Raw genomic sequence first — 19,350 nt, forward strand, 5'->3', positions numbered from 1 at the left:
CCGTTTCAGTCAAGATATGGAGCGGTTTGGTTCTGTTTGAGAGAGGTTCACGATGCGTCTTCGGTTGATCTGTGTTTTGCTGGCGTGCCTGTCATTTGGCTGTCTTTCGTGTAATGCCAGCAACGCGGCGGAGTCTGTCATTGGCCAGAAGGTCCAATCATTCGCTTTGCCCAACGCTTACGGCAAAGAGGTTTCGCTGGACGATTTCACTGATCGCAAGTGCGTGGCCATCGTGTTCCTGGGGACGGAATGCCCGCTGGCCAAACTCTACGGTCCGCGACTGAACGACTTGCAGGCTAAATTCGGCGAGGGTGGTTTGCAGGTCATCGGCGTCAATTCGAATAAGCAAGATAGCCTGACCGAAGTGGCCGCCTATGTGCATCGTCACGAAATCACGTTTCCGATGCTGAAAGACAAAGGCAATGTCGTTGCCGATGCGATGGGAGCCCAACGAACACCCGAGGTGTTTTTGGTCGATGCGGACCGTGTGGTTCGCTATCATGGACGGATCGATGATCAATATGGAGTCGGCTACTCACGCGACAAGAAAACGCACTCGGATTTGGCGATTGCCGTGGAGGCGTTGTTATCAGGAGATCAAATCGCCCAACCACAAACCGAAGCCGTTGGGTGCCACATCGGCCGGGTGAAAAAGATCGCCGAGACAGGCGAGGTGACTTTCTCAAAACACATTGCGCCGATCTTCCATGCACGTTGTGTCAGTTGCCATCGCGAAGGTGAGATTGCTCCGTTCACTCTGACAAGCTACGAGGATGTCCTTGGTTGGGAAGACACGATCTTGGAGGTCATCGATGACAACCGTATGCCGCCTTGGTCAGCCAACCCGGATCACGGAGAGTTTGCCAACGACGCCAGATTGTCCGCTGAAGAACGATCGTTGATCGAGCAATGGGTGGACGGCGGTATGCCAGAAGGCGATCCGAATGACCTGCCAGAGCTACCGAAGTTCACCGCCGGTTGGCAAATCGGTGAACCCGACCAAGTCATTCAAATGCGAGACAAACCTTTCACGGTTCCAGCGGAAGGGGTTCTGGATTACCAGCGATTTGTGGTGGACCCGGGGTGGACGGAAGACAAATTTGTAGTGGCCTGCGAAGCTCGGCCTCAGAACCGATCGGTGGTGCACCACATTTTGGTGTTTGTGATTCCGCCCAACGGCAAGCGAGTCGATCTGCAAAAAGTGTTGGTGGGGTACGCACCCGGAAGCACTCCGTTGGAGCTGAACGATGGGATCGCGATTCATGTTCAAGCTGGCAGCAAGCTGTTGTTTGAGATGCACTACACACCCAACGGGACGGTCCAGGATGACTTGTCCTACATCGGTGTGAAGTTCACTCAACGTGAAAACGTCGCGAAGGAGCTGAAAGGTGCGGTCGCGATCAACACGAGATTTAGAATTCCGCCCGGCGAGGCCAACCACGTGGTGACGGCCTCGAAAGGTGTCAACTCGGACAAGAAACTGTTGAGCATGACGCCCCACATGCATTTGCGTGGCAAAGCATTTCGCTATGTCGCGAGATTTCCCGATGGAACAGAGGAAATCTTGTTGGATGTCCCTCGGTACGATTTCAATTGGCAGATCAAGTACATCTTGAAAGAGCCACGATTGATTCCCAAAGGCACCTCGATTCATTGCCGCGCCGTTTTCGACAATTCTGAATACAATCTCAGTAATCCTGACCCGTCCAAAACCGTCGGATGGGGAGAGCAAAGCTGGGACGAGATGATGATTGGATTCATGGATTATGTGGATGCGGATTGATGGGAAGAGGGTAGGGCGGCGATTGCACGGCTGGGTCGCCGGTTTTGCCGCGTTGACGCTTTGTTCAAGCGTCCTGGGGGACGAGCCGAAATCACAACCGGAACCACGGTTTGATCCTGTGGTCCGTCGCATCGAAGGTTGGACGGTTCACGTGGACCCAGTGCTGCTAGCAGGCGAGGGCAGAGACGAAGATCACCGGTCGTTGACCATGTTGGCGAACCATCTGCAGCGCATTGAAATTCTGGTGCCGCCGAAGACGCTGCAGAAGCTTCGGCAAGTTGAAATTTGGATCGAGAAAGAGCATCCATCTTTGGCTGCGATGCAGTATCACCCCGGCCGTGGGTGGTTGATTGCCAACGGGCACGATGAGCGATTGACCAAGAAGGTGCATGTGCCTCACGCGGATCAGTTGCTTTCCAAGGAACAAATGTTGAAACATCCAGCGGTGATTTTGCATGAGCTTGCCCACGCCTATCACGATCAGTTCCTCGGGTTCAATCACCCGGAAGTCATTGCGGCGTTCGAGGCGGCTGAGTCGGCCAAAAACTATGAACAGGTTCTCTCGCACACCGGTCGAACCGTTCGCCACTACGGGCTGAACAATCCACGCGAGTATTTTGCCGAGGGGACGGAAGCCTACTTCTATCGCAACGACTTCTTTCCGTTTGTGCGAGCCGAGCTCAAGACACATGATCCTGAACTTCATGAGTTGCTCGGCCGTTTGTGGGGTGAAAAACCTACGAGATGAATTCGCTCGGGCTCCGTTGAACGTTCACTCTGGAGTCAGGAACCCTCGTGGTCGTCGGCCAGACGAGCAGCATTCTCGTCGCAGGCGTTTGGCATGAACTTCTTCAAAGCTAGGTGAGTCGGGAAGTAGATCAACGTTGGCAAACCCGCGAGCATCACACCCAGCCAAGCCCATGACGGCATCCATGATTGAGGCTGTGAGTCGTCCATCCCGAAAACGTAGTTCACGTTTTGAGGTTGATTGGGATAGTCGAGTTCCGCTCCGGCCGCGGGTAGCAAGAAGTAGCAAACCAACATCAAACCGCAGGCAAGGATGGACCATCCCGCAAAGGCTCGACGGTCGTAACCCAGACGCCATACGAAATACACCAGCAGAATGGGCAGCCAGAAGTGGAAGAAGGATAGGCCACGGGCGAAGAGCGAAATCCCCGAATCAAACATGTAATCCGTCATTCCGGTCACGGGAAGTCCGACGAGCTGTCCCAGGAAATCGACCTGCCAAAGGGCTTGCGGGATCAGGATTCCGACCGCGGCCATCGAAGCAAATATCGAACGCTCAGTCCATGTTGCGGCGAGGGCGAGGAAGAGAGCGACGTCGCAGAAGTATAGGAAATTGGTTGCTCCGTATTCGTGCCAGTAATAGGGCACCAGAACCATCATGAAACCGGTGAACGCGAGTTTGACAGTCAGCGGGATTTGATGTCTGTCTGCACCAGACGCCAGCATGTCATCGCGAGAGAGGGTGTCTTCGGAAAAAGATTCGATGGAGCTCATGATGGGCGGTTCCAAAAAGCAGCGAAAATGGGATCACCCATTCAATGAGCCCGGATGGAACAGGACTTTGCGCAGAAAATGCGGGCGTCACCAGTTTTTAAAACGCTTGCCGACATAGGACTCGCCGGCTGGTCCGCTCTCAGCGACGGGCCAATCACGCGAGCGGGTCTCAGTCCTTTTTGAATTTCAAGAGATCGTACGACTGAGCGGAAGTGCGATCGATGAGGTTCAATGGTGACCAGTCGTATTCGAGGTAACGCTGCGTTTGCTTGGTCACGACATAAGCTTCGCCGCCGGGACGCAGATAGATTCCGGCTGCAACGAGGAAGTGTTCGGCGATTTGAAAGTCACCGTAATAGGGCGGATTGAGCAGAACGAGATCGCACGGTGGCAGGTCAGGCAGTCGACCGTCATGGTTCACGATGGCTGTCAGGTTGTTGATTCCATTCTGCTCCGTCGCACGCTGAACGCACTGCACCGCGCGAGTGTTGCAGTCGACCGCGTATGCATGCCCGGTTTCCGATCGCAAAGCCGCCGCCATCGCGACGGCGCCATTTCCGCAACCAAGTTCCAGCACGACGGAGCCCTTCGGAACGGCAACGTTGCGTATCATCACCGCCGCGGCGCGGTCGACGGAACGATGTGAAAAGACCGACGGTCGCGAATGAACGGAGATAACGCGTTCGTCCACTCGATGAGTGAACTCGGCATCGAAGGTCTTTTGTTTGAATCGGTCGGACGTTTTTCGAACGCCATACACGCGGCCGCCCGGTTGATCGTGACAACGAACCTTGGAACCCAACACTTGCAACTGCGATAGCAACCAAGCGTCTTGTGCGGCGTTCACTGCGGCCCACAACTCGCCGCCGACCTTCAGTCGTTTCCAAGCTTGATGAATCAGATCTCGATTCATTTCTGCTTCGCCGTTTTTCAATACCGGCAACACGGCCAGGTCAATGACCTCGTCAGGCAAGTCAGGCTGGCAGACCACCTGGACGGCGTCGTCGGCAATTTCGTTTGCCAATTCAGCCCGATGAGAATCCACGAACCAACTGACAACGTTGCCATCCGCGATCCGGTCCGCCAAGGCGTTGGCGATTTGACCGCGACCGGGTGACATAACCAATGCGGCGGTCGGCGAGGTGCGAACCAACTCGTCCAGTTGGTCCAGCAACAATTTTTCCGAAGGAAGCGGCGGCAGATCACTCATGGTCGACTCCGATTTGAAGCGTCACTGTATCGTCGGAGTCGACGTGGATGGTTTGAAACCGGACGACGTTTTGCGTTTCGGCTTCCACGCGATGGGTGCCAAGGAAGACTCGTGCCATCGCCGTTCCATCATTGTCCGTTTGAATGGTTTGGTCGGTCCACCATTTGTCAAAGATCATCTCCTCCCAAACTGCCGCATTGGGTTTGAGACTCCAGTCCGTACGGATCATGGCACCGTTGGGGCGCCACATGTCGCCTTCCCAAAAACCCCACGTCGTGAATCCTGTCGTGACGGGATGGGCGAACACGAGCGTTAAAAAATCGCGAGTGAATTGGGCTTGAGTGGCCTCGTCGCGCGTGTCGACATCGAACTCGGTGATCTCAATCGGCAATTGAAAACGCGAAAGCTCGTTGAGGACTTTCCAGGCGTCCGGCATCGAAATCAAGTCGGATTGAAAATGGCACTGCAGGCCGATGCCTTCGATGGGGCCGCCCCGATCGAGGATCGATTGGATCTGTTGCAGGTAAGTTTGCAGAAACTCGTCACGCTTCACTCCGCCGGTCATCAGTCCGTATTCATTGATGAACCATCTGGCGTTGGGCTGGGCGTTTTGGCCGCGTTGGAACACATCAGCGTAGTAGTCTTCGCCTAGAACGTCGCCGACCAGAGACACATCACGAAGTTCGTTCAGCCCATCCCAAACAGCGATTGGCATTTCACTCGTACGCTCGAGAGCTGAGTCCAGCGCCGACTCGAGTTCCTCGCGAAATCGCGTGGGTTGATTGGAGAGTTGTTTGACTCGATCGGGAATGAATTGTGGGTAGAGCAGCACGTGGGTCTTGAGCTCCAGTTCTTCTTCACTGGCCCACTGAGCGATGGAGTCCGCTCGAACCACACCAGACGGACGGTCGGTTCCCCAATCGGCCCAATAACGTGGCACGGTGACTCGGTTGAACCATCGCGTGGTTTGCTGGCGAAATTTTTCCGCATCCTTACCGGCTTGAATGGGGGTATCACCGACGAACGTTCCGAACGCGTAAGCTTGACGTTGCTGTTGGATTCGCACTCGAGCATTTGGGATCGGCTTGCCGGTCGCGTCCATGACTCGAACAGTGAGGTTTCGTTTGCGATGACGTTCGATGCTGCGTTCCGCTTCCGCGCGCCAAGCGTCCTCGTTCTCGCCAGGGTAGAGAAGCTTGGTGAAGGGCAGACTGGCCTCGGGAACGTTGCCAAACGCGATCAATTGCAAGTCACGAATCTCGATTCGTTGAGCCTTCGCCGCGCACTGGATGGAGGCGTACACACGTTTGGCGGCGTAATTCTGCTTGGCTCGAAAGCAAACCCGAAACGGATGCCAAGTCGGTGGGACATCGAAGGTTCGAAAGCCGTTTTTTTCGTCAATGGCATCCCACGGATCGTTGACCGCCATCGAAACGTGCAGCGTGCCGTTGCCGTCGGTCGGTGGCAATGCGCGGGCATCAAACGAAACGCAGAAGGCGTCTTCTTTGGCAACGGTTGCATCAATCGGCGGGCACTGAATCTGCAACGCCCAGGCTTCCTCTTGCGCGACGGGCGAGTCGACGACGACCAGGTTTCCATTGCGACGCAGACCGCCGGCACCGGGACGAACGTCCAAACGAAAACCCGCCATCGGAACGATTGTGGTTCCGGTGGCGGGTTGGTCGGGATTGGTTGCGTTGGGTGTTTGTGCGAAGGCACATGAAGCCAAGACCAACGAAAACGACAGAGCGATCGCGAGCAAACTCACCGCGGCGCAGCCCACGAACGTCGCTTGCTCACGATTCATCAGTTCAGCCTTGAATCTTTAGCAACGCATATTTGCGTTTGCCTCGACGCAGCACAAACACGGTGCGTCCGTCGAGATCGTCTTCGGTCAATCGTTTCTGCACGTCTTCCACGCGATTGTTGTTGACGTAGACGCCACCTTCCGACAGAGACCGTCGGGCATCGCCGCCGCTGTTGCAAAGCTTCGCAGTTTGCAAGGCTTCGACGATCCAAAGGCCTTCGCCTTCGAGAGCCGATCGTGGAACATCGCAAGACGGAACATCCGCAAAGATCTCGCGAAGTTGATCGTCCGTGGTGTCGCCAAGCTCGCCGCCGAATAGGATTTCGGTGGCGCGCTTAGCCGATTGCAATCCACTTTCTCCGTGGACCAATTCAGTCAACCACTGGGCCAAACGTTTTTGAGCCGTTCGACGTCCCGGGTCGTTCTTGGTCGTTTCTTCCAGTTCCTCGTATTCCGATCGTTCGATTTCGGTCAGGTACGCGAGGCAACGCATCACGTCGTCATCGGCGACGTTGACCCAGTACTGGTAGAACGCGTAGGGGCTGGTTCGTTCTGGATCCAACCACACCGCACCCGATTCGGTTTTGCCCATCTTGCGACCGTCGCTGGTTGTCAGCAGCGGCGCGGTGATGCCGAACAATTGCTTGCCCAGCATGCGGCGGCCCAAATCGATTCCGGCGGTGATGTTGCCCCATTGGTCGCTGCCTCCGGCTTGAATGCGGCAATCATGGGTCTTGGCCAGGTTCACGAAGTCGTAGGCCTGCAGCAGCATGTAGCTGAATTCGGTGTAGCTCAAACCCGCTTCGCTTTCCAAGCGACTGCGAACGGATTCTTTGCCCATCATTGCACCGACGGGAAAGTTCTTGCCAACGTCACGAAGGAATTCGAGGTAGGAGTAATCCTTCATCCAGTCGAAGTTGTTCAGCAGTTTTGCCGCGTGGTCGCCTTCGAAGTCCAAGAAGTGACGCATTTGGGCGGCGACACCTTCGACGTTCTTTTGCAGTTGATCGGCCGAGAGCAAGTTGCGTTCTTCGCTTTTGCCGCTGGGGTCGCCAATCATGCCCGTTGCGCCACCGACCAAAGCGATCGGATTATGTCCTGCACGTTGGAAGCGACGCAGCATCATCAACTGCATCATCCCGCCGACGTGCAGCGAGGTCGCCGTCGGGTCAAACCCGATGTAGATCGTTTGCGGGCCGGAGTTGAGCAATTCGGCGATGCCGTTTTCATCGGTGGTTTGATTCAGCAAACCACGCCAACGGAGATCTTCAATCAGGGGATTGGTGGCGGTCGAGGAGGTCATACGAATTCGCTTCGGCACTCGTTCAGGATGGCCTCCGCGATGCGGAGGTCTTCGGGGTAGGTGATTTTCAAATTGTCAGCAGAACCTGTGACAAGTTGAACGGGGTGTCCGGTTCGCTCGACCAACTGCGCGTCGTCAGTCGCCATGCGTCCACGGTCCCGTGCATAAGCTTGACGAATGACGTCGATCGCGAAAACCTGGGGGGTCAGCGCGACGTACATGTTTCGCCGGTCAACGGTTTGGCTGCCCGATCCGGTGTCTCGTTTCAACGTGCCGGAGACGGGGGCCACCAACAACGCCGCCCCGGATGAGGCGGCTTCGGCAAAGACGCGATCCAAATCGCTTTGCCGGACGAGTGGGCGAGCAGCGTCGTGGATGGCGACTCGGTCGATGGTGGGAGGTTTCGCCCGGTCGCCAGGTTCGTTTGTAAAACGAAGTACTTCGTCCAAGCCGGCTTGAACGCTTTCGCTGCGAGTCGCACCGCCGCGGACCAATCGGATGGGCAGGTTGCAGTTCAGCTCGCTGATCTGTTCGCGAAAAATCGCTTCGTCGTCGGCGGAGACAGCGAGAACCAGCAGTCCAACATCGCCTCGCACTTCAAAGCGATCCACCGCGTGTTGCCAGAGCGGTTTGCCGTCCAAGGTCGCAAAGAGCTTGTTGGATTGGCTGCCGAAGCGTTGCCCGCTGCCGGCGGCGGGCATGATCACGGCGATGGATCCCGAGCGTGTCATCGATGAGCGACGCCGATTAAACGCGAGCGACGGGGTGCTTCAGTGGCAACCAAGCCGCATTGTCTTGGCTGCTGGCGACGCACTGTTGGATGAAGTACATGCCTTCCACGCCGTCGTGAACGCTAGGGTAAAGCGACTTGGCACGATCGATCGTTTCACCTTCGGCACGTTTGGCCATGTCGTCGAACGCCGCCGCGTAGACGTTGGCGAATGCCTCGAAGAACGCTTCCGGGTGGCCCGATGGCAAGCGGCACGAAGCGGCCGCGATCGGGTGGGTGTAAGGAGCGTTCGGGTCGCGAGTGTAGATCTGATGTGGTTTTCCGTTCTGGCGGAAGATCAGCTCATTCGGGTTTTCTTGTCGCCATTTCAGCGAACCCTTGGTGCCATCGATCTCGATTTCCACATCGTTTTCGCGACCGTGGCTGATCTGCGATGCGGTCACGGTTCCCAGTGCACCGTTGTCGTAGCGAATCACAGCGGTGCCATAGTCGTCCAGTTTGCGACCTTCGACGAACGACTTCAGGCTGCAACTGACCGTTTCTGGCAACACGCCGGTCATGAATCGACCGAGGTTATAAGCGTGCGTGGCGATGTCTCCGAAGGCACCCGCAGCACCGCTTTTGGATGGGTCGGTTCGCCAGGAAGCTTGCTTCTGCTCATCGTCTTCCAGCTTGTCGCGGAGCCAGCCTTGGATGTATTGGGCTCGGATCGCGTTGATCTCGCCCAATTCGCCGCCCAGGATCATTTCGCGAGCTTGGCGAACCAACGGGTAACCGGTGTAGTTGTGTGTCAGAGCGAAGACGACATCGGAGTTTTCAACCGTCTTCAGCAATTGTTCGGCTTGATCCAAGTCGAACGTCATGGGTTTGTCGCAGACCACGTTGAAGCCGGCTTCGACAGCGGCCTTGGCGATTTCAAAGTGCGTGTGATTGGGCGTGGTGACGCTGACAAAGTCGATGCGTTGATCTTCTGGCAGACGCGATTCGGCGTCCAACATGGCTTCGTAGCTGCCGTAAGCTCGCGATTCATCCACTCCGTAACCCGGTGCGGATTGGCGGCTACGTTCGGGGTTGCTTGAGAAAGCACCCGCGACCAATTCACTGCGGTTGTCCAGTCCAGCGGCAACGGTGTGGACGCGGCCAATGAATGATCCCAGGCCTCCGCCGACGATTCCCATGCGGAGTTTTCGATTCAGGGGAGCATTGAGCGACATGATGATTTTTCGCGAGAAACGGGGAAAGTGCCGGGCTAGGAAACGAGATTCCAATCGTAAAGTTCCCGGCCGGTGCGTACAATCACAGGCTGAATGAACTCCATTGTTCCCTTCCCTCGAACGTTTGCTGAGAAACGATTCATGAAAGACATTGCAGATCCCACCTCGTTGGCCGTCGTTCCAGCCGAATCAACGCGATGCTGTGGGGGCCGCGGATGGATGGCGGGCATGTTGGGAGTGACTTTGGCCGCGGTGGGAACGGCGGTTTACTTCGCCGGCGTTGCCTCGGAAGCTCGCCACGGTTCGGCCTTGCAAGCGGCGATTGCTGACCAACTGTCTGGTCAGAATGGAGTTTCTGGCGAATTGGCCAACTGGGAAAACTTGCCCGTCGCCAACGCAACCGCGGCCGTCAGCAGTGAGAAGTTCTCTCTGGCAACCGGTCCCGTCAGCGACCAAGCCGACGGATTGTTTGTTTTGGACCACAATTCGGGGCTGTTGCAGTGCAGCGTCATGTACCCGCGAGCCGGTCGTTTCATGGCAACATTCACAGTGAACGTGGCGGACTCGCTGGGAACCGACGGCAAAGGCGGCAGCTACATCATGGCCACCGGCGTGGCTGATTTTCCTCGCAGCAGTAGCAACCCGGTCGGCCGCTCCGTGATTTATATTTTGGACACTTCGTCCGGCAATTACGCTTGCTACGGTGTTCCTTTCAACGCTCAGGCCATGAATGCCAATCGTCCTCAGCAAGGTTTGTTGGTCTTGATCGGACAAGGCACGGCCAACCCGATTGTTGATCGCGATAACCTGCGTTGATTGCTGAGCGAACGTTGTTTTGAATCGGTCGGGCAATCTCGAATCTGGCGTGCAAGCGTCTGGGCGAACCGGCCGTCGGTGGGCGGCTTGGTGGTCGTTGGGCCTGATTGTTGCCATGGCGATTTTGCTGTCGGCGATGGGGCGGCGATTTTGGTGTGAATGCGGTTCGTGGGTTCCCTGGTCGTGGGACATTTGGACCTCCCACAATTCCCAGCACCTGATTGATCCGTACTTCTTTTCGCACGTGCTGCACGGGGTGCTGTTTTGTTTCGCACTCCGGTTGGTGCCGCGGTGGGATTCCTCGACTCGATTTGTGATCGCGGTGTTGTTGGAGGTGGGATGGGAGATCTTGGAAAACTCACCCCTCATCATTCAGCGCTACCGCGAGTCGACCATGGCGGTCGGCTACACCGGTGATTCCATCGCCAACTCGATCACGGACGTGGTCGCCTGCACGCTCGGTTTTTTGTTCGCCACGCATTATTCCTGGAAGGCATCGATCGGTTTGCTGTTGGCCACGGAGGTTCTGATGCTGGTCACGATTCGGGACAGTTTGCTGTTGAACATTGTGATGCTGGTCACGCCGATCCCCGCGATTCAGCAGTGGCAGACGGGGTGATTCGATCTTGCGTCGGACCTCGCCCGGGTGGTATTGGGGAGCGTGAATGTTTGGAAATCAGCGTGTAGGACGCTGGATTTCACCGAATAAGACTGACTCCACGCCACGGAAGGCTGAATCAGGATGTCTGCTGGACGATTCCATTTGATCGCGTTGACGCTTGTCGTCGGTGCTTGGTTTGTAGGTTGGGATACCCGATCCTTCGCCGCGGAGGCGGAATGGATTTGGGCATCGGGCACGGCAGCCGACCAATCGATCCCAAACGGCGAAACATGCTGGTTTCGCAAGTCGCTGAACCTGCGGCATCGCGGCGAAGCGATCGTCGAAATCGCGGCCGACGACGCCTACGAAGTGCACGTCAACGGACGCAAAGTCGGTGAAGGCGAGTCTTACCGGCAGATGCAGGAGTTCAACATCAGCGACTATCTCGAACCGGGACGCAACGTCGTCGCTGTTCGGGTGCAAAATCAACAAGGCAACACCGCGGCTTTGGTGGCTCGTGTTTCCATTCGTCCCGAAACCGGTGACAAGTGGTTCACATTCAGCACCGATGACAGTTGGAAAACCAACCTGCAAGAAGTGCCCCTTTGGAACACAGCCGCTTACAACGACGGTGGATGGCAACCCGCATCGGTCTTCGGGCGGCTGGGCGAAACCGCTCCGTGGGACCGCGAACCCAGCGTGGCGGTCGAAACCGCGAAAGAGAATTCTGAACGTTTTCAAATCCAGCGTGGTTTCGGCGTTCAACGTTTGATCAACGATGAGCAGGTCGGCTCGGTCATCGCGATGGCCTTTGACGAATTCGGCCATGTTTTGCTTTCGCAAGAAGCCGGCCCGTTGTTGATCGTGACGGACCAAGACGAAGACGGTATCCCCGAAGAGGTCGCGACTTACTGCGACGAAGTCGAATCCGTGCAGGGTATTCTGCCGCTCAATGGCGAAGTCTTTGTCACCGGCAACGGACCCGACGGATCCGCCCTGTATCGACTGATCGACAACAATCGCGACGGAAAACTCGAAACGGTCAAAACCGTGGTGAAATTCAGCGGTGATGGCGGGGAACACGGGCCTCACGGTTTGCGTTTGGGACCCGACGGAATGATCTATGTCTCGGTTGGCAGCTACGTCAAACCGGTTGGCAAGACCGGCAACGGTGAAACTCTGCAAGATATCTATGAAGGCGATTTGCTGCCTCGCTATGAAGATCCGGGCGGGCACGGTCGAGGCGTTCGGGCTCCCGGAGGCACGGTCATCCGAACCGATATCGAAGGCAAGGTGATTGAGCGAATCGCAGGTGGTTTCCGCAACGCTTATGACTTGGTGTTCCATCCGGAAGGCAATCTGTTCATCCACGACGCTGACATGGAAGCCGATGTGGAAACGCCCTGGTACCGTCCCACCGCGTTGATGGACGTGACGGAAGCCGGCGAATTCGGTTGGCGAACCGGTTGGGCGAAATGGCCCGAGTATTACCTGGATCGTTTGCCAAACGTGCTGGACACCGGTCGTGGTAGCCCGACGGGAATCGAATGCTACGAACACCACATGTTCCCGGTCCGCTATCACAACAGCCTGTTCATGGCGGATTGGTCCGAAGGACGCATCTTGAATGTACGTCTGAAGCCATCCGGCAGTGGATACCAAGCTGACAGCGAAGTGTTCTTGAAAGGGCAGCCGTTGAACGTCACCGACTTGGCCGTCGGCCCGGATGGTGCGTTGTATTTCTGCACCGGAGGTCGAGGCACGGCCGGAGGTGTTTATCGCGTCGTCTATCAAGGAAAAATCCCTGACGCCATGAAGCAACTCGGCAGTGGCATTGCCGCCGCCGTTCGCCAGCCTCAGTTGGATTCCGCTTGGGCGCGACAAAGCATCGCTGCGATCCGACGTGAGTTGGGAGCAGACTGGGATCAACAACTGGCCGGTGTCGCCTACAGCGATGAAAACCCACCGTCGTATCGCATCCGCGCGATGAACTTGATGCAGATGTATGGCCCGGTTCCCAGCGATGATTTGCTGATCGAACTCTCCAAAACAGAAAGTGAACCTGTGCGTCGTCGCGCGGCCATTCAACTTGGTCTGAATCCATCGTCGCGGGCCAAGGCTCGTTTGGAAGAAATGCTTGGCGATAGCGATTTGCGTGTCCGCCGTGCAGTATGCGAGGCGATGTTGCGAAGTGGCCAAATCCCTGAAGATCCACAACCATTGATCGCATTGCTCGCTGACGAAGACCGCACGCTGGCCTACGTGGCTCGTCAGGTTCTGCAGCGGATCCCAGCGGTCAAATGGAAAGAAACCGTCATCTTGCACGAGGACACTCGCACCGCATTGGTCGGGATGTTGGCGTTGGTCGCGGCGGACACGAACAAAGCCACAGGACTGTTGGTTCTGAAGCGTTCCAGCAACATGATGAAGGGCTTTCTCAGCGACAAAGATTTCGTCGATATGCTGCGGTTGTGCCAGGTGACGCTTCACCGATGTCAAATCAAGGCCAATGACGTGCCATGGTTGTCACGTCAAATTGCCGAAGAGTTCCCAGCCGGCGATTCGCGAATGAATCATGAATTGATTCGTTTGGCGAGTTACCTGCAGGGGGAATCGCTCGTTCCTCGTGCCATCGAGTATTTGGAAAGCGATGCGCCGGAGATGGATCGTGTTTTGGTGGCGATGTGTTTGCAACGAATCGATCGTCAATGGTCGGCTCGTGAACGATTCGCGTTGCTGAAGTTCTACGAAGGCGTGGCGGCTCGCGACAGCGAAGGCTCTCTGCCGATGTACATGGTGGGAGTGACCCGCGATTTTGCTCGTCACCTTTCCGAAGATGACATCCAAGCGATCTTGGACGAAGGCAGTCGTTGGCGCAACTCGGCCTTGGGTGCATTGTTCCAACTGAAGCGTCCGATCGACGAGGCCACGGCGGAAAAACTACGAACCTTGGATGACGAGCTCAGCGAAGAAACGAAAGTCGACGACGTGCACCGTCGTTTGCGAACAGGCATCATCGCGATGTTGGCTTCCTCATCGGACGATGCCTCCGCGGCCCACCTGCGAAAAATCTGGCGAACCGAACCGCAACGCCGGGCCGTGGTGGCCATGGCGCTCGCTCAGAATCCTGATGGAGAGAATTGGGATTACTTGGTCCGCAGCTTGAACGTATTGGATGGTCCAGCCGCCAATGAAGTCGTGACGCGGCTTCAGGGTGTGCCCATCGCAACGGACGATCCAATGGCTTTGCGTTCGCTCGTGCTGATGGGGCTGCGTGCGGAGAAAGAAGGGACCAACTTTGAGCCCGTGGAACGTTTGCTGGAACACTGGACCGGCATGCAGCGTCCGGAAGGCGTGAAGCGGTCCATGGCGCCATGGCAGCGTTGGTATGCGAAGACATTCCCCGACCGTCCAGTAGCCGAATTGCCTCGCGAAGACGAGTCTCGCTGGGACTTCGAGCAGTTGATGACTCACTTGGAAAGCAAAGAAGGCGAAGCGGGCGACGCACATGCCGGAGCCGAGGTGTTTGCACGGGCTCAATGTGCGAGCTGCCACCGGGCTGGCAATCAAGGCACTGTGATCGGACCAGATCTGACCAGCGTTGCTCGACGCTTCACCAAACGTGAGATCATGGAGTCCATTTTGTATCCATCCCATGTCGTCAGTGACCAATACGCCAGCAAGAAAGTGTTGACGTTGGACGGTGAGGTTTATGTGGGCATGGTCAGCAAAGCTGGGAGCGAGCTGCAAATTCGCGATGCGAACAATCAAGTCACCACGCTGTCGGAAGCCGAAGTGGACCTGATTCAACCAAGCCGTTCCAGCATCATGCCCAGTGGCTTGCTCGACGAACTGTCGCTGCAAGATATCACGGACTTGATGGCTTTCCTGAACGAGTCGCGACGCGTCCAAGTCGCGACCCGTCCTGAGTGATCGACGTCACTCGGAATTGCATTGACGTCTGAGAGGTTGGGTGCATCGACCATGCCAATGGTCGCTGCATCCAGCGGTTGAACCTAGATTGCCTACCAACTCGGCAGTCCAATCCGCATCGCGCTGGTTCTCTCGGCAAGGTCAAACTCGTAAGGGTCGACCGGTCCGATCCATTCCATCATGTCCTCGTGTTGTTTGTGGTTTGGATCAGCGAGGGCATCAAGCAGATTGATGTATCCCCACACGCCACCGCAATCTTCGGGCGGACAGGCATGTTCCCCTGCCGTGCAGCGGGGGAATGTCTCACGCGGTTCGCGGTTGTCGCGGAGAATTTTTTCTAGCTTGATCTCATGCTCCCAACCGTCGCCGAAGTCGTATTCGTAGCGTAGTTTGAGCTTGTTGCCGAACTGACGCACCAAGTCGCTGATCAGCATATTGTCGTAGGCTTCGCTGTTGCCGTCGTCGTACTCCAAAAACTTGGAAGAACAATACGTTCGATCCTTGATCTTGAACTGGTGCAGGTGCGAATTGGTCCAACCCATCGCGGTTTGGATATGTGAATGGAATGTTTCCATGTCCACGTCCGTCGTTTCGATCTGCCGCCAAATCGTCGGAGTCGAATGAATCAATGTGATTTTGAAACGATAGATGTCGGACGTCATGCGCTCTTTCCACTTGGCCAAATTTTTGGCTCGGCGTCGCTCCGTTTTGCGTCTTGCGATGATTTCATCCGCTCGTTGGTCGATGAGTGTTTGGGGAGCGTCTTTCGGTGTCCAAAATTGCAAGCTGACGTGTATCGCTTTCCTCCATTTGGGAAGTGAAGCCGGATTCACCAGTACTTCAACGGATCTAGCTTCACCGTCCTTTCGCTCAATCAGACCATTCTTTTCGAGCGTCTTGAACATGCCGCTAACCGAGGCCGTGGAGACCTCCAATGCATCCGCCACATCTTGCATTGAAGGCGGTTCGCCCGCCGCTTCGGTATAGGCATGGATGAACGATAGGTATCTCGCTTGAGTCTTGGTTGGCTGGTTGGGCATGGTGAACTCGCGAGATTTGAGAGATCAAGGTGTGTCATTCAAATGGTTTCACTGACGAACTTCTGGTCGCCAATGCAGCGGTGACGTGTGTTCCTGTTCCGATCCACTTGATGGTTGAGATTTTAGACCAGTCGCTCGAGCAGGACAGTTGCCATGCCTAGCACCAAGAAGAAACCGCACATGTCGGTGACGGTGGTGAGCAAGGGGCCACTGGCCACGGCAGGGTCGAACCCAAAACGCTTCAGCAACAAGGGCACGGTTCCACCGATGGAGACGGCGATCAGCGTGTTGGCGCACAAAGCGAATCCGACCACCAGTCCCAGGTACGGGTTGCCATTCCAAATCACCGCGACAATGGCGACTAGCAAGCCCAGCACGGTGCCGTTGATCAGACCCACGCTGACTTCTTTCATCCAAACCAGCAGCATCTCGGTGGGACGCACCAAACCGAGTGAAAGTTCTCGCATGCTGACCGCGACGGCTTGGTTGCCACTGCAGCCACTCATGTCGCTGATGATCGGCAGGAACACCGCCAACGCGATGACTTGAGAGAGTGTTTCTTGGAACACCGCGATCACGGCCGCGGCACCAATGTTGAGCAAAATGTTGATGCTGAGCCAACTCAGACGCCGTCGCGATCGCAGCCACAAAGGCATCGTGCGTAGTTCTTCGCCGATGATCCCTTGGCTCTTCAGGAAGTCGCTTTCGGCCGCACGGGTCGATTCATAGTCGACGGCGTTTCGGTGAACGACGCCCAAAAGTTTGTTTTGGTCGTCGACCACGGGCACGCCCAAGAAATGATGGGCATCGAAGAAGTCGCGTAGTTCATCCAGTGGCATGCTGGCGGTGATCGACAGCGGATCCAGGATCATGATGTCCGCGACGGGATCGGTTCGGCGAGCGAACAACAAATTCCGCATCGGCAACACTCCGACCAGTTTACCGTCGTCGTCGGTCAGATAAGCGTATTGGACGTCGTAGTCACGAAACTCTTCGGCGTTCTCCGAAAGCGTGGTGATGACCTCGTGAACCAAGCTCTTTTGGTTGAAACGTAGGATCTCGCGCACCAGCAGACCACCGGCCTGGTCGTCACTGTAGGCGGCAAGTTCGCGAACCGAGGCGGCTTCCTCGGGCGGCAACGCTTGCAAAATGGATTCGGCATGTTCGTCATCCAAGTCACCCAGCAAGTCGGCCTGTTCGTCGCTGGACATCTCGTGGACGATGGCCGCAGCGTCGGCGGCTTCCAGCCCATCCACCAATTCTGCAGCTTGGGTTTCGCTGAGGTGTCGCAGAACCTCGGCGGCTTCTTCCGCGGGCAGCAGAGTCAGCACCGCCGTGTGATGCTCTTCATCGAGACGGCTCAACGACAACGCTTGATCGCTGGCCGACAGATTCGAGAGATAGTCCTCCAGTCCCTCGCCATCGCCTGAATCCACCAATTCAGCCAGTCGTTCCCAAGGACGCCAATCCGCTTCGTCTTGCGGTTTGTCGAGGTTGGCAACCGAGGTGGTTTCTGGCGCATTCAGTTCAGGTGCATTCACAGGTGCGGTATACCGTTGGAAGGGTTAAATTGATGATTCGTAATCGCCAGGACGTTCTAACGAGATTCCGCTTTGTCACTTGCTGTTCGCCTACTGTCCGAACTGATCGGTTTCCCGACGGTCAGCCACACCAGCAATCAGGAAATCACGGAATGGGTAGCGAAGCGGTTGGCGTCTCTCGGTTTTGAATGTGAGCAAACTCGATACCTGGACGGCGAAGGTGTCGCAAAATTCAATTTGATTGCCAAGCGTTCACCCCACTGTTCCACGTCAGATTCCGGCAAATTGTCAGAGCCCGGTGAGGACGGTATCTCAGCCAATTCGGGCGAAGGGAGCGTTGTCGCACCCGAGAATCAAATGGGGGTGGCTTACTTTTGCCATACCGACGTGGTGCCCGCCGATCGATGGGCGGGACCAGGGGGCAAAGCGTTTCAGCCGGTCTTGGAGGGCAATCGGCTCTATGGGCGTGGGGCTTGCGACATGAAAGGGTCCCTCGCAGCGATGTTGGCGGCGGTCGAAGCGGTCAAGCAAGAAGATCAGTCCGCGCCGATTTGGATTGTCTGCACGGCTGACGAAGAAGTTGGGCTTCGCGGGGCCCGAGAATTGGTGCGCAGGAGCGAAGCCTATCAAGAAATCGTGCGGCACGATCCGCTGACGTTGATCGGCGAACCCACTGAGTTACAGGTTGTGTACGCGCACAAAGGCATGAGCGGTTTTCGTGTGGTGTCGCACGGTCGAGCGGCCCACAGCAGCACCGATGAAGGCGTCAATGCGAATGTTTCGATGATTCCTTTGTTGCAAACCGTTTTGGAACTGCATGAACGGGTGCAGTCCGATCCGATGCTTCGCGACGACCGGTTTGATCCGCCGACGTTAACGTTCAATTTTGGGATCAGCGATCACGCGGAAGCGACCAACATCGTTCCGGATCGCAGTGAGCTGTGGGCGAATTGGCGAACGATGCCAAACGTGGATGGAGCATGTTTGATTGATGATGCCAAAGCCGCCGCCGAAGCATTGGGGTTGGAGTTTCGAGGCTATTCAGCGGTCGCTCCATTGGAAACGCCAATCGACGATCCCGCTTTGCTTCGCATGTGTCAACTTGCGCAGCAATACGGCGCCGATCAAAAACCGATGACGGTTTGTTATGCAACGGATGGTGCGGCGTTGGAAACACTGAGCCACCGCGTGGTGTGTGGTCCGGGGAGCATTCGGCAAGCACACACCGTGGACGAATACATCGAAGTGGAGTCATTGGAATCCGGCGTTTCGCTCTTTCGCGATGCCATCCAAGCATTCGCCATGAAGTGAACGTGGCGTTCTTCGATGAACGCGATGGGCTTATCCGAAGAAGGCATCCACGCCGGTTGCATCGAATGCGGATTCAATGTGTTCAATGCGAGTTGGCTGCGGTTCCTCTCGGGGCCACCAAATCGCCACCACGTCGAATCGGCAGGGGATGCCGAGCAGCCGTTTTCGTTTGAGGTAGCGAAGTGCTGCTCGGGTGATGCGGGCCTGTTTGTTCTCGTCGACTCGATCGGCTGGATGGCCGGGGCGCGTGGTGGAGAGTGTTTTGACTTCGACAAACACCATCAATCGCGGTTTTTTCCGTAGGGCGATCAAGTCAATCTCGCCGGCGCGGTCCGATTCGCTTTCCGCGATGATCTGCAAACCCTTGCGTCGCAGTTCTCTGGCGGCCACCTGTTCGCCGCGCCGGCCCAGCGGGGCCGTTGGGTTGATCGAGCCGAAGCGGCGATCAAGGTACCAGTCCTGGATCAATCGCCGCCAATTTGAGAGCGACGCAAGCCGTTTGTGAATCCGAGAAAACAGCGATTGCGTTCCCACGGTGCG

The 19,350-nt window shown here is 56.4% G+C and carries 15 protein-coding genes; 6 read left to right on the forward strand and 9 right to left on the reverse strand.

Annotated features, from left to right (window positions below; translation table 11 throughout):
* The first annotated feature begins 52 nt into the window (after window positions 1–52).
* Window positions 53–1,783 carry a redoxin domain-containing protein gene (locus tag LOC70_RS13880; RefSeq protein WP_230254298.1) on the forward strand — a complete coding sequence of 577 codons (1,731 nt, stop codon included), beginning with the start codon at window positions 53–55 and terminating at the stop codon, window positions 1,781–1,783.
* Window positions 1,784–1,835: 52 nt separating this feature from the next.
* Window positions 1,836–2,531 (forward strand): metallopeptidase, encoded by a 696-nt coding sequence (locus LOC70_RS13885; RefSeq protein WP_230254306.1) that lies wholly within the window; start codon window positions 1,836–1,838, stop codon window positions 2,529–2,531.
* Between the two features lie 35 nt (window positions 2,532–2,566).
* Here LOC70_RS13885 and LOC70_RS13890 read toward each other — a convergent pair whose 3' ends face one another.
* The 6 genes from LOC70_RS13890 to LOC70_RS13915 all read right to left on the reverse strand — a co-directional run bounded on the left by LOC70_RS13890 (window position 2,567) and on the right by LOC70_RS13915 (window position 9,568).
* Window positions 2,567–3,190, reverse strand: a complete 624-nt coding sequence (locus LOC70_RS13890; RefSeq protein WP_315857298.1) for a hypothetical protein — start codon at window positions 3,188–3,190, stop codon at window positions 2,567–2,569.
* A 283-nt stretch (window positions 3,191–3,473) separates the two neighbouring features.
* Entirely contained in the window at window positions 3,474–4,514 is a 1,041-nt protein-coding gene (locus tag LOC70_RS13895; RefSeq protein WP_230254309.1) for a class I SAM-dependent methyltransferase, read from the reverse strand.
* Window positions 4,507–6,321 carry an endo-1,4-beta-xylanase gene (locus LOC70_RS13900; RefSeq protein ID WP_230254311.1) on the reverse strand — a complete coding sequence of 605 codons (1,815 nt, stop codon included), beginning with the start codon at window positions 6,319–6,321 and terminating at the stop codon, window positions 4,507–4,509. The genes LOC70_RS13895 and LOC70_RS13900 overlap by 8 nt, the downstream gene beginning before the upstream one ends.
* Window positions 6,322–6,325: 4 nt before the next feature.
* Window positions 6,326–7,624 (reverse strand): tyrosine--tRNA ligase, encoded by a 1,299-nt coding sequence (tyrS, locus tag LOC70_RS13905; protein WP_230254313.1) that lies wholly within the window; start codon window positions 7,622–7,624, stop codon window positions 6,326–6,328.
* A complete protein-coding gene (gene ispD, locus LOC70_RS13910; RefSeq protein WP_230254314.1) occupies window positions 7,621–8,355 on the reverse strand; it encodes a 2-C-methyl-D-erythritol 4-phosphate cytidylyltransferase in 735 nt (244 codons plus the stop codon). The genes tyrS and ispD overlap by 4 nt, the downstream gene beginning before the upstream one ends.
* A 16-nt stretch (window positions 8,356–8,371) precedes the next feature.
* Entirely contained in the window at window positions 8,372–9,568 is a 1,197-nt protein-coding gene (locus LOC70_RS13915) for a Gfo/Idh/MocA family protein (RefSeq protein ID WP_230254328.1), read from the reverse strand.
* Between the two features lie 93 nt (window positions 9,569–9,661).
* Between LOC70_RS13915 and LOC70_RS13920 the strand changes: the two genes are divergently transcribed.
* From LOC70_RS13920 to LOC70_RS13930, 3 genes are all read left to right on the forward strand, one after another.
* Window positions 9,662–10,384, forward strand: a complete 723-nt coding sequence (locus tag LOC70_RS13920; RefSeq protein ID WP_230254330.1) for a hypothetical protein — start codon at window positions 9,662–9,664, stop codon at window positions 10,382–10,384.
* Window positions 10,385–10,499: 115 nt separating this feature from the next.
* Window positions 10,500–11,003, forward strand: a complete 504-nt coding sequence (locus tag LOC70_RS13925; RefSeq protein WP_230254332.1) for a DUF2585 family protein — start codon at window positions 10,500–10,502, stop codon at window positions 11,001–11,003.
* 123 nt (window positions 11,004–11,126) lie between these two features.
* Window positions 11,127–14,918, forward strand: a complete 3,792-nt coding sequence (locus LOC70_RS13930; protein ID WP_230254339.1) for a DUF7133 domain-containing protein — start codon at window positions 11,127–11,129, stop codon at window positions 14,916–14,918.
* A gap of 92 nt (window positions 14,919–15,010) precedes the next feature.
* Here the strand turns inward: LOC70_RS13930 and LOC70_RS13935 are convergent, their stop codons facing one another.
* Window positions 15,011–15,958 carry an IS1096 element passenger TnpR family protein gene (locus tag LOC70_RS13935; protein ID WP_230254347.1) on the reverse strand — a complete coding sequence of 316 codons (948 nt, stop codon included), beginning with the start codon at window positions 15,956–15,958 and terminating at the stop codon, window positions 15,011–15,013.
* A 122-nt stretch (window positions 15,959–16,080) separates the two neighbouring features.
* Window positions 16,081–17,499 carry a magnesium transporter gene (mgtE, locus tag LOC70_RS13940; protein ID WP_230254349.1) on the reverse strand — a complete coding sequence of 473 codons (1,419 nt, stop codon included), beginning with the start codon at window positions 17,497–17,499 and terminating at the stop codon, window positions 16,081–16,083.
* Between the two features lie 72 nt (window positions 17,500–17,571).
* Between mgtE and LOC70_RS13945 the strand changes: the two genes are divergently transcribed.
* Window positions 17,572–18,810: a M20 family metallopeptidase gene (locus tag LOC70_RS13945; protein ID WP_230254351.1), complete on the forward strand. Its 1,239-nt coding sequence runs from the start codon at window positions 17,572–17,574 to the stop codon at window positions 18,808–18,810.
* Between the two features lie 30 nt (window positions 18,811–18,840).
* On the opposite strand, the gene LOC70_RS13950 is transcribed toward LOC70_RS13945, so the two are convergent.
* Window positions 18,841–19,317: a YraN family protein gene (locus tag LOC70_RS13950; RefSeq protein ID WP_390889070.1), complete on the reverse strand. Its 477-nt coding sequence runs from the start codon at window positions 19,315–19,317 to the stop codon at window positions 18,841–18,843.
* Window positions 19,318–19,350 lie beyond the last annotated feature (33 nt).

The sequence above is a fragment of the Rhodopirellula halodulae genome (assembly GCF_020966775.1).
Lineage (GTDB): Bacteria > Planctomycetota > Planctomycetia > Pirellulales > Pirellulaceae > Rhodopirellula > Rhodopirellula halodulae.

Bases quoted from the DNA above. Each gene is read 5' to 3' on its own strand.
- LOC70_RS13925 (WP_230254332.1), top strand. From the start codon at position 10,500: ATGGCGATTTTGCTGTCGGCGATGGGGCGGCGATTTTGGTGTGAATGC.
- ispD (WP_230254314.1), bottom strand. From the start codon at position 8,355: ATGACACGCTCGGGATCCATCGCCGTGATCATGCCCGCCGCCGGCAGC.
- LOC70_RS13890 (WP_315857298.1), bottom strand. From the start codon at position 3,190: ATGATGGTTCTGGTGCCCTATTACTGGCACGAATACGGAGCAACCAAT.
- LOC70_RS13920 (WP_230254330.1), top strand. From the start codon at position 9,662: ATGAACTCCATTGTTCCCTTCCCTCGAACGTTTGCTGAGAAACGATTC.
- LOC70_RS13935 (WP_230254347.1), bottom strand. From the start codon at position 15,958: ATGCCCAACCAGCCAACCAAGACTCAAGCGAGATACCTATCGTTCATC.
- tyrS (WP_230254313.1), bottom strand. From the start codon at position 7,624: ATGACCTCCTCGACCGCCACCAATCCCCTGATTGAAGATCTCCGTTGG.
- LOC70_RS13895 (WP_230254309.1), bottom strand. From the start codon at position 4,514: ATGAGTGATCTGCCGCCGCTTCCTTCGGAAAAATTGTTGCTGGACCAA.
- LOC70_RS13900 (WP_230254311.1), bottom strand. From the start codon at position 6,321: ATGAATCGTGAGCAAGCGACGTTCGTGGGCTGCGCCGCGGTGAGTTTG.
- LOC70_RS13930 (WP_230254339.1), top strand. From the start codon at position 11,127: ATGTCTGCTGGACGATTCCATTTGATCGCGTTGACGCTTGTCGTCGGT.
- LOC70_RS13880 (WP_230254298.1), top strand. From the start codon at position 53: ATGCGTCTTCGGTTGATCTGTGTTTTGCTGGCGTGCCTGTCATTTGGC.
- LOC70_RS13915 (WP_230254328.1), bottom strand. From the start codon at position 9,568: ATGTCGCTCAATGCTCCCCTGAATCGAAAACTCCGCATGGGAATCGTC.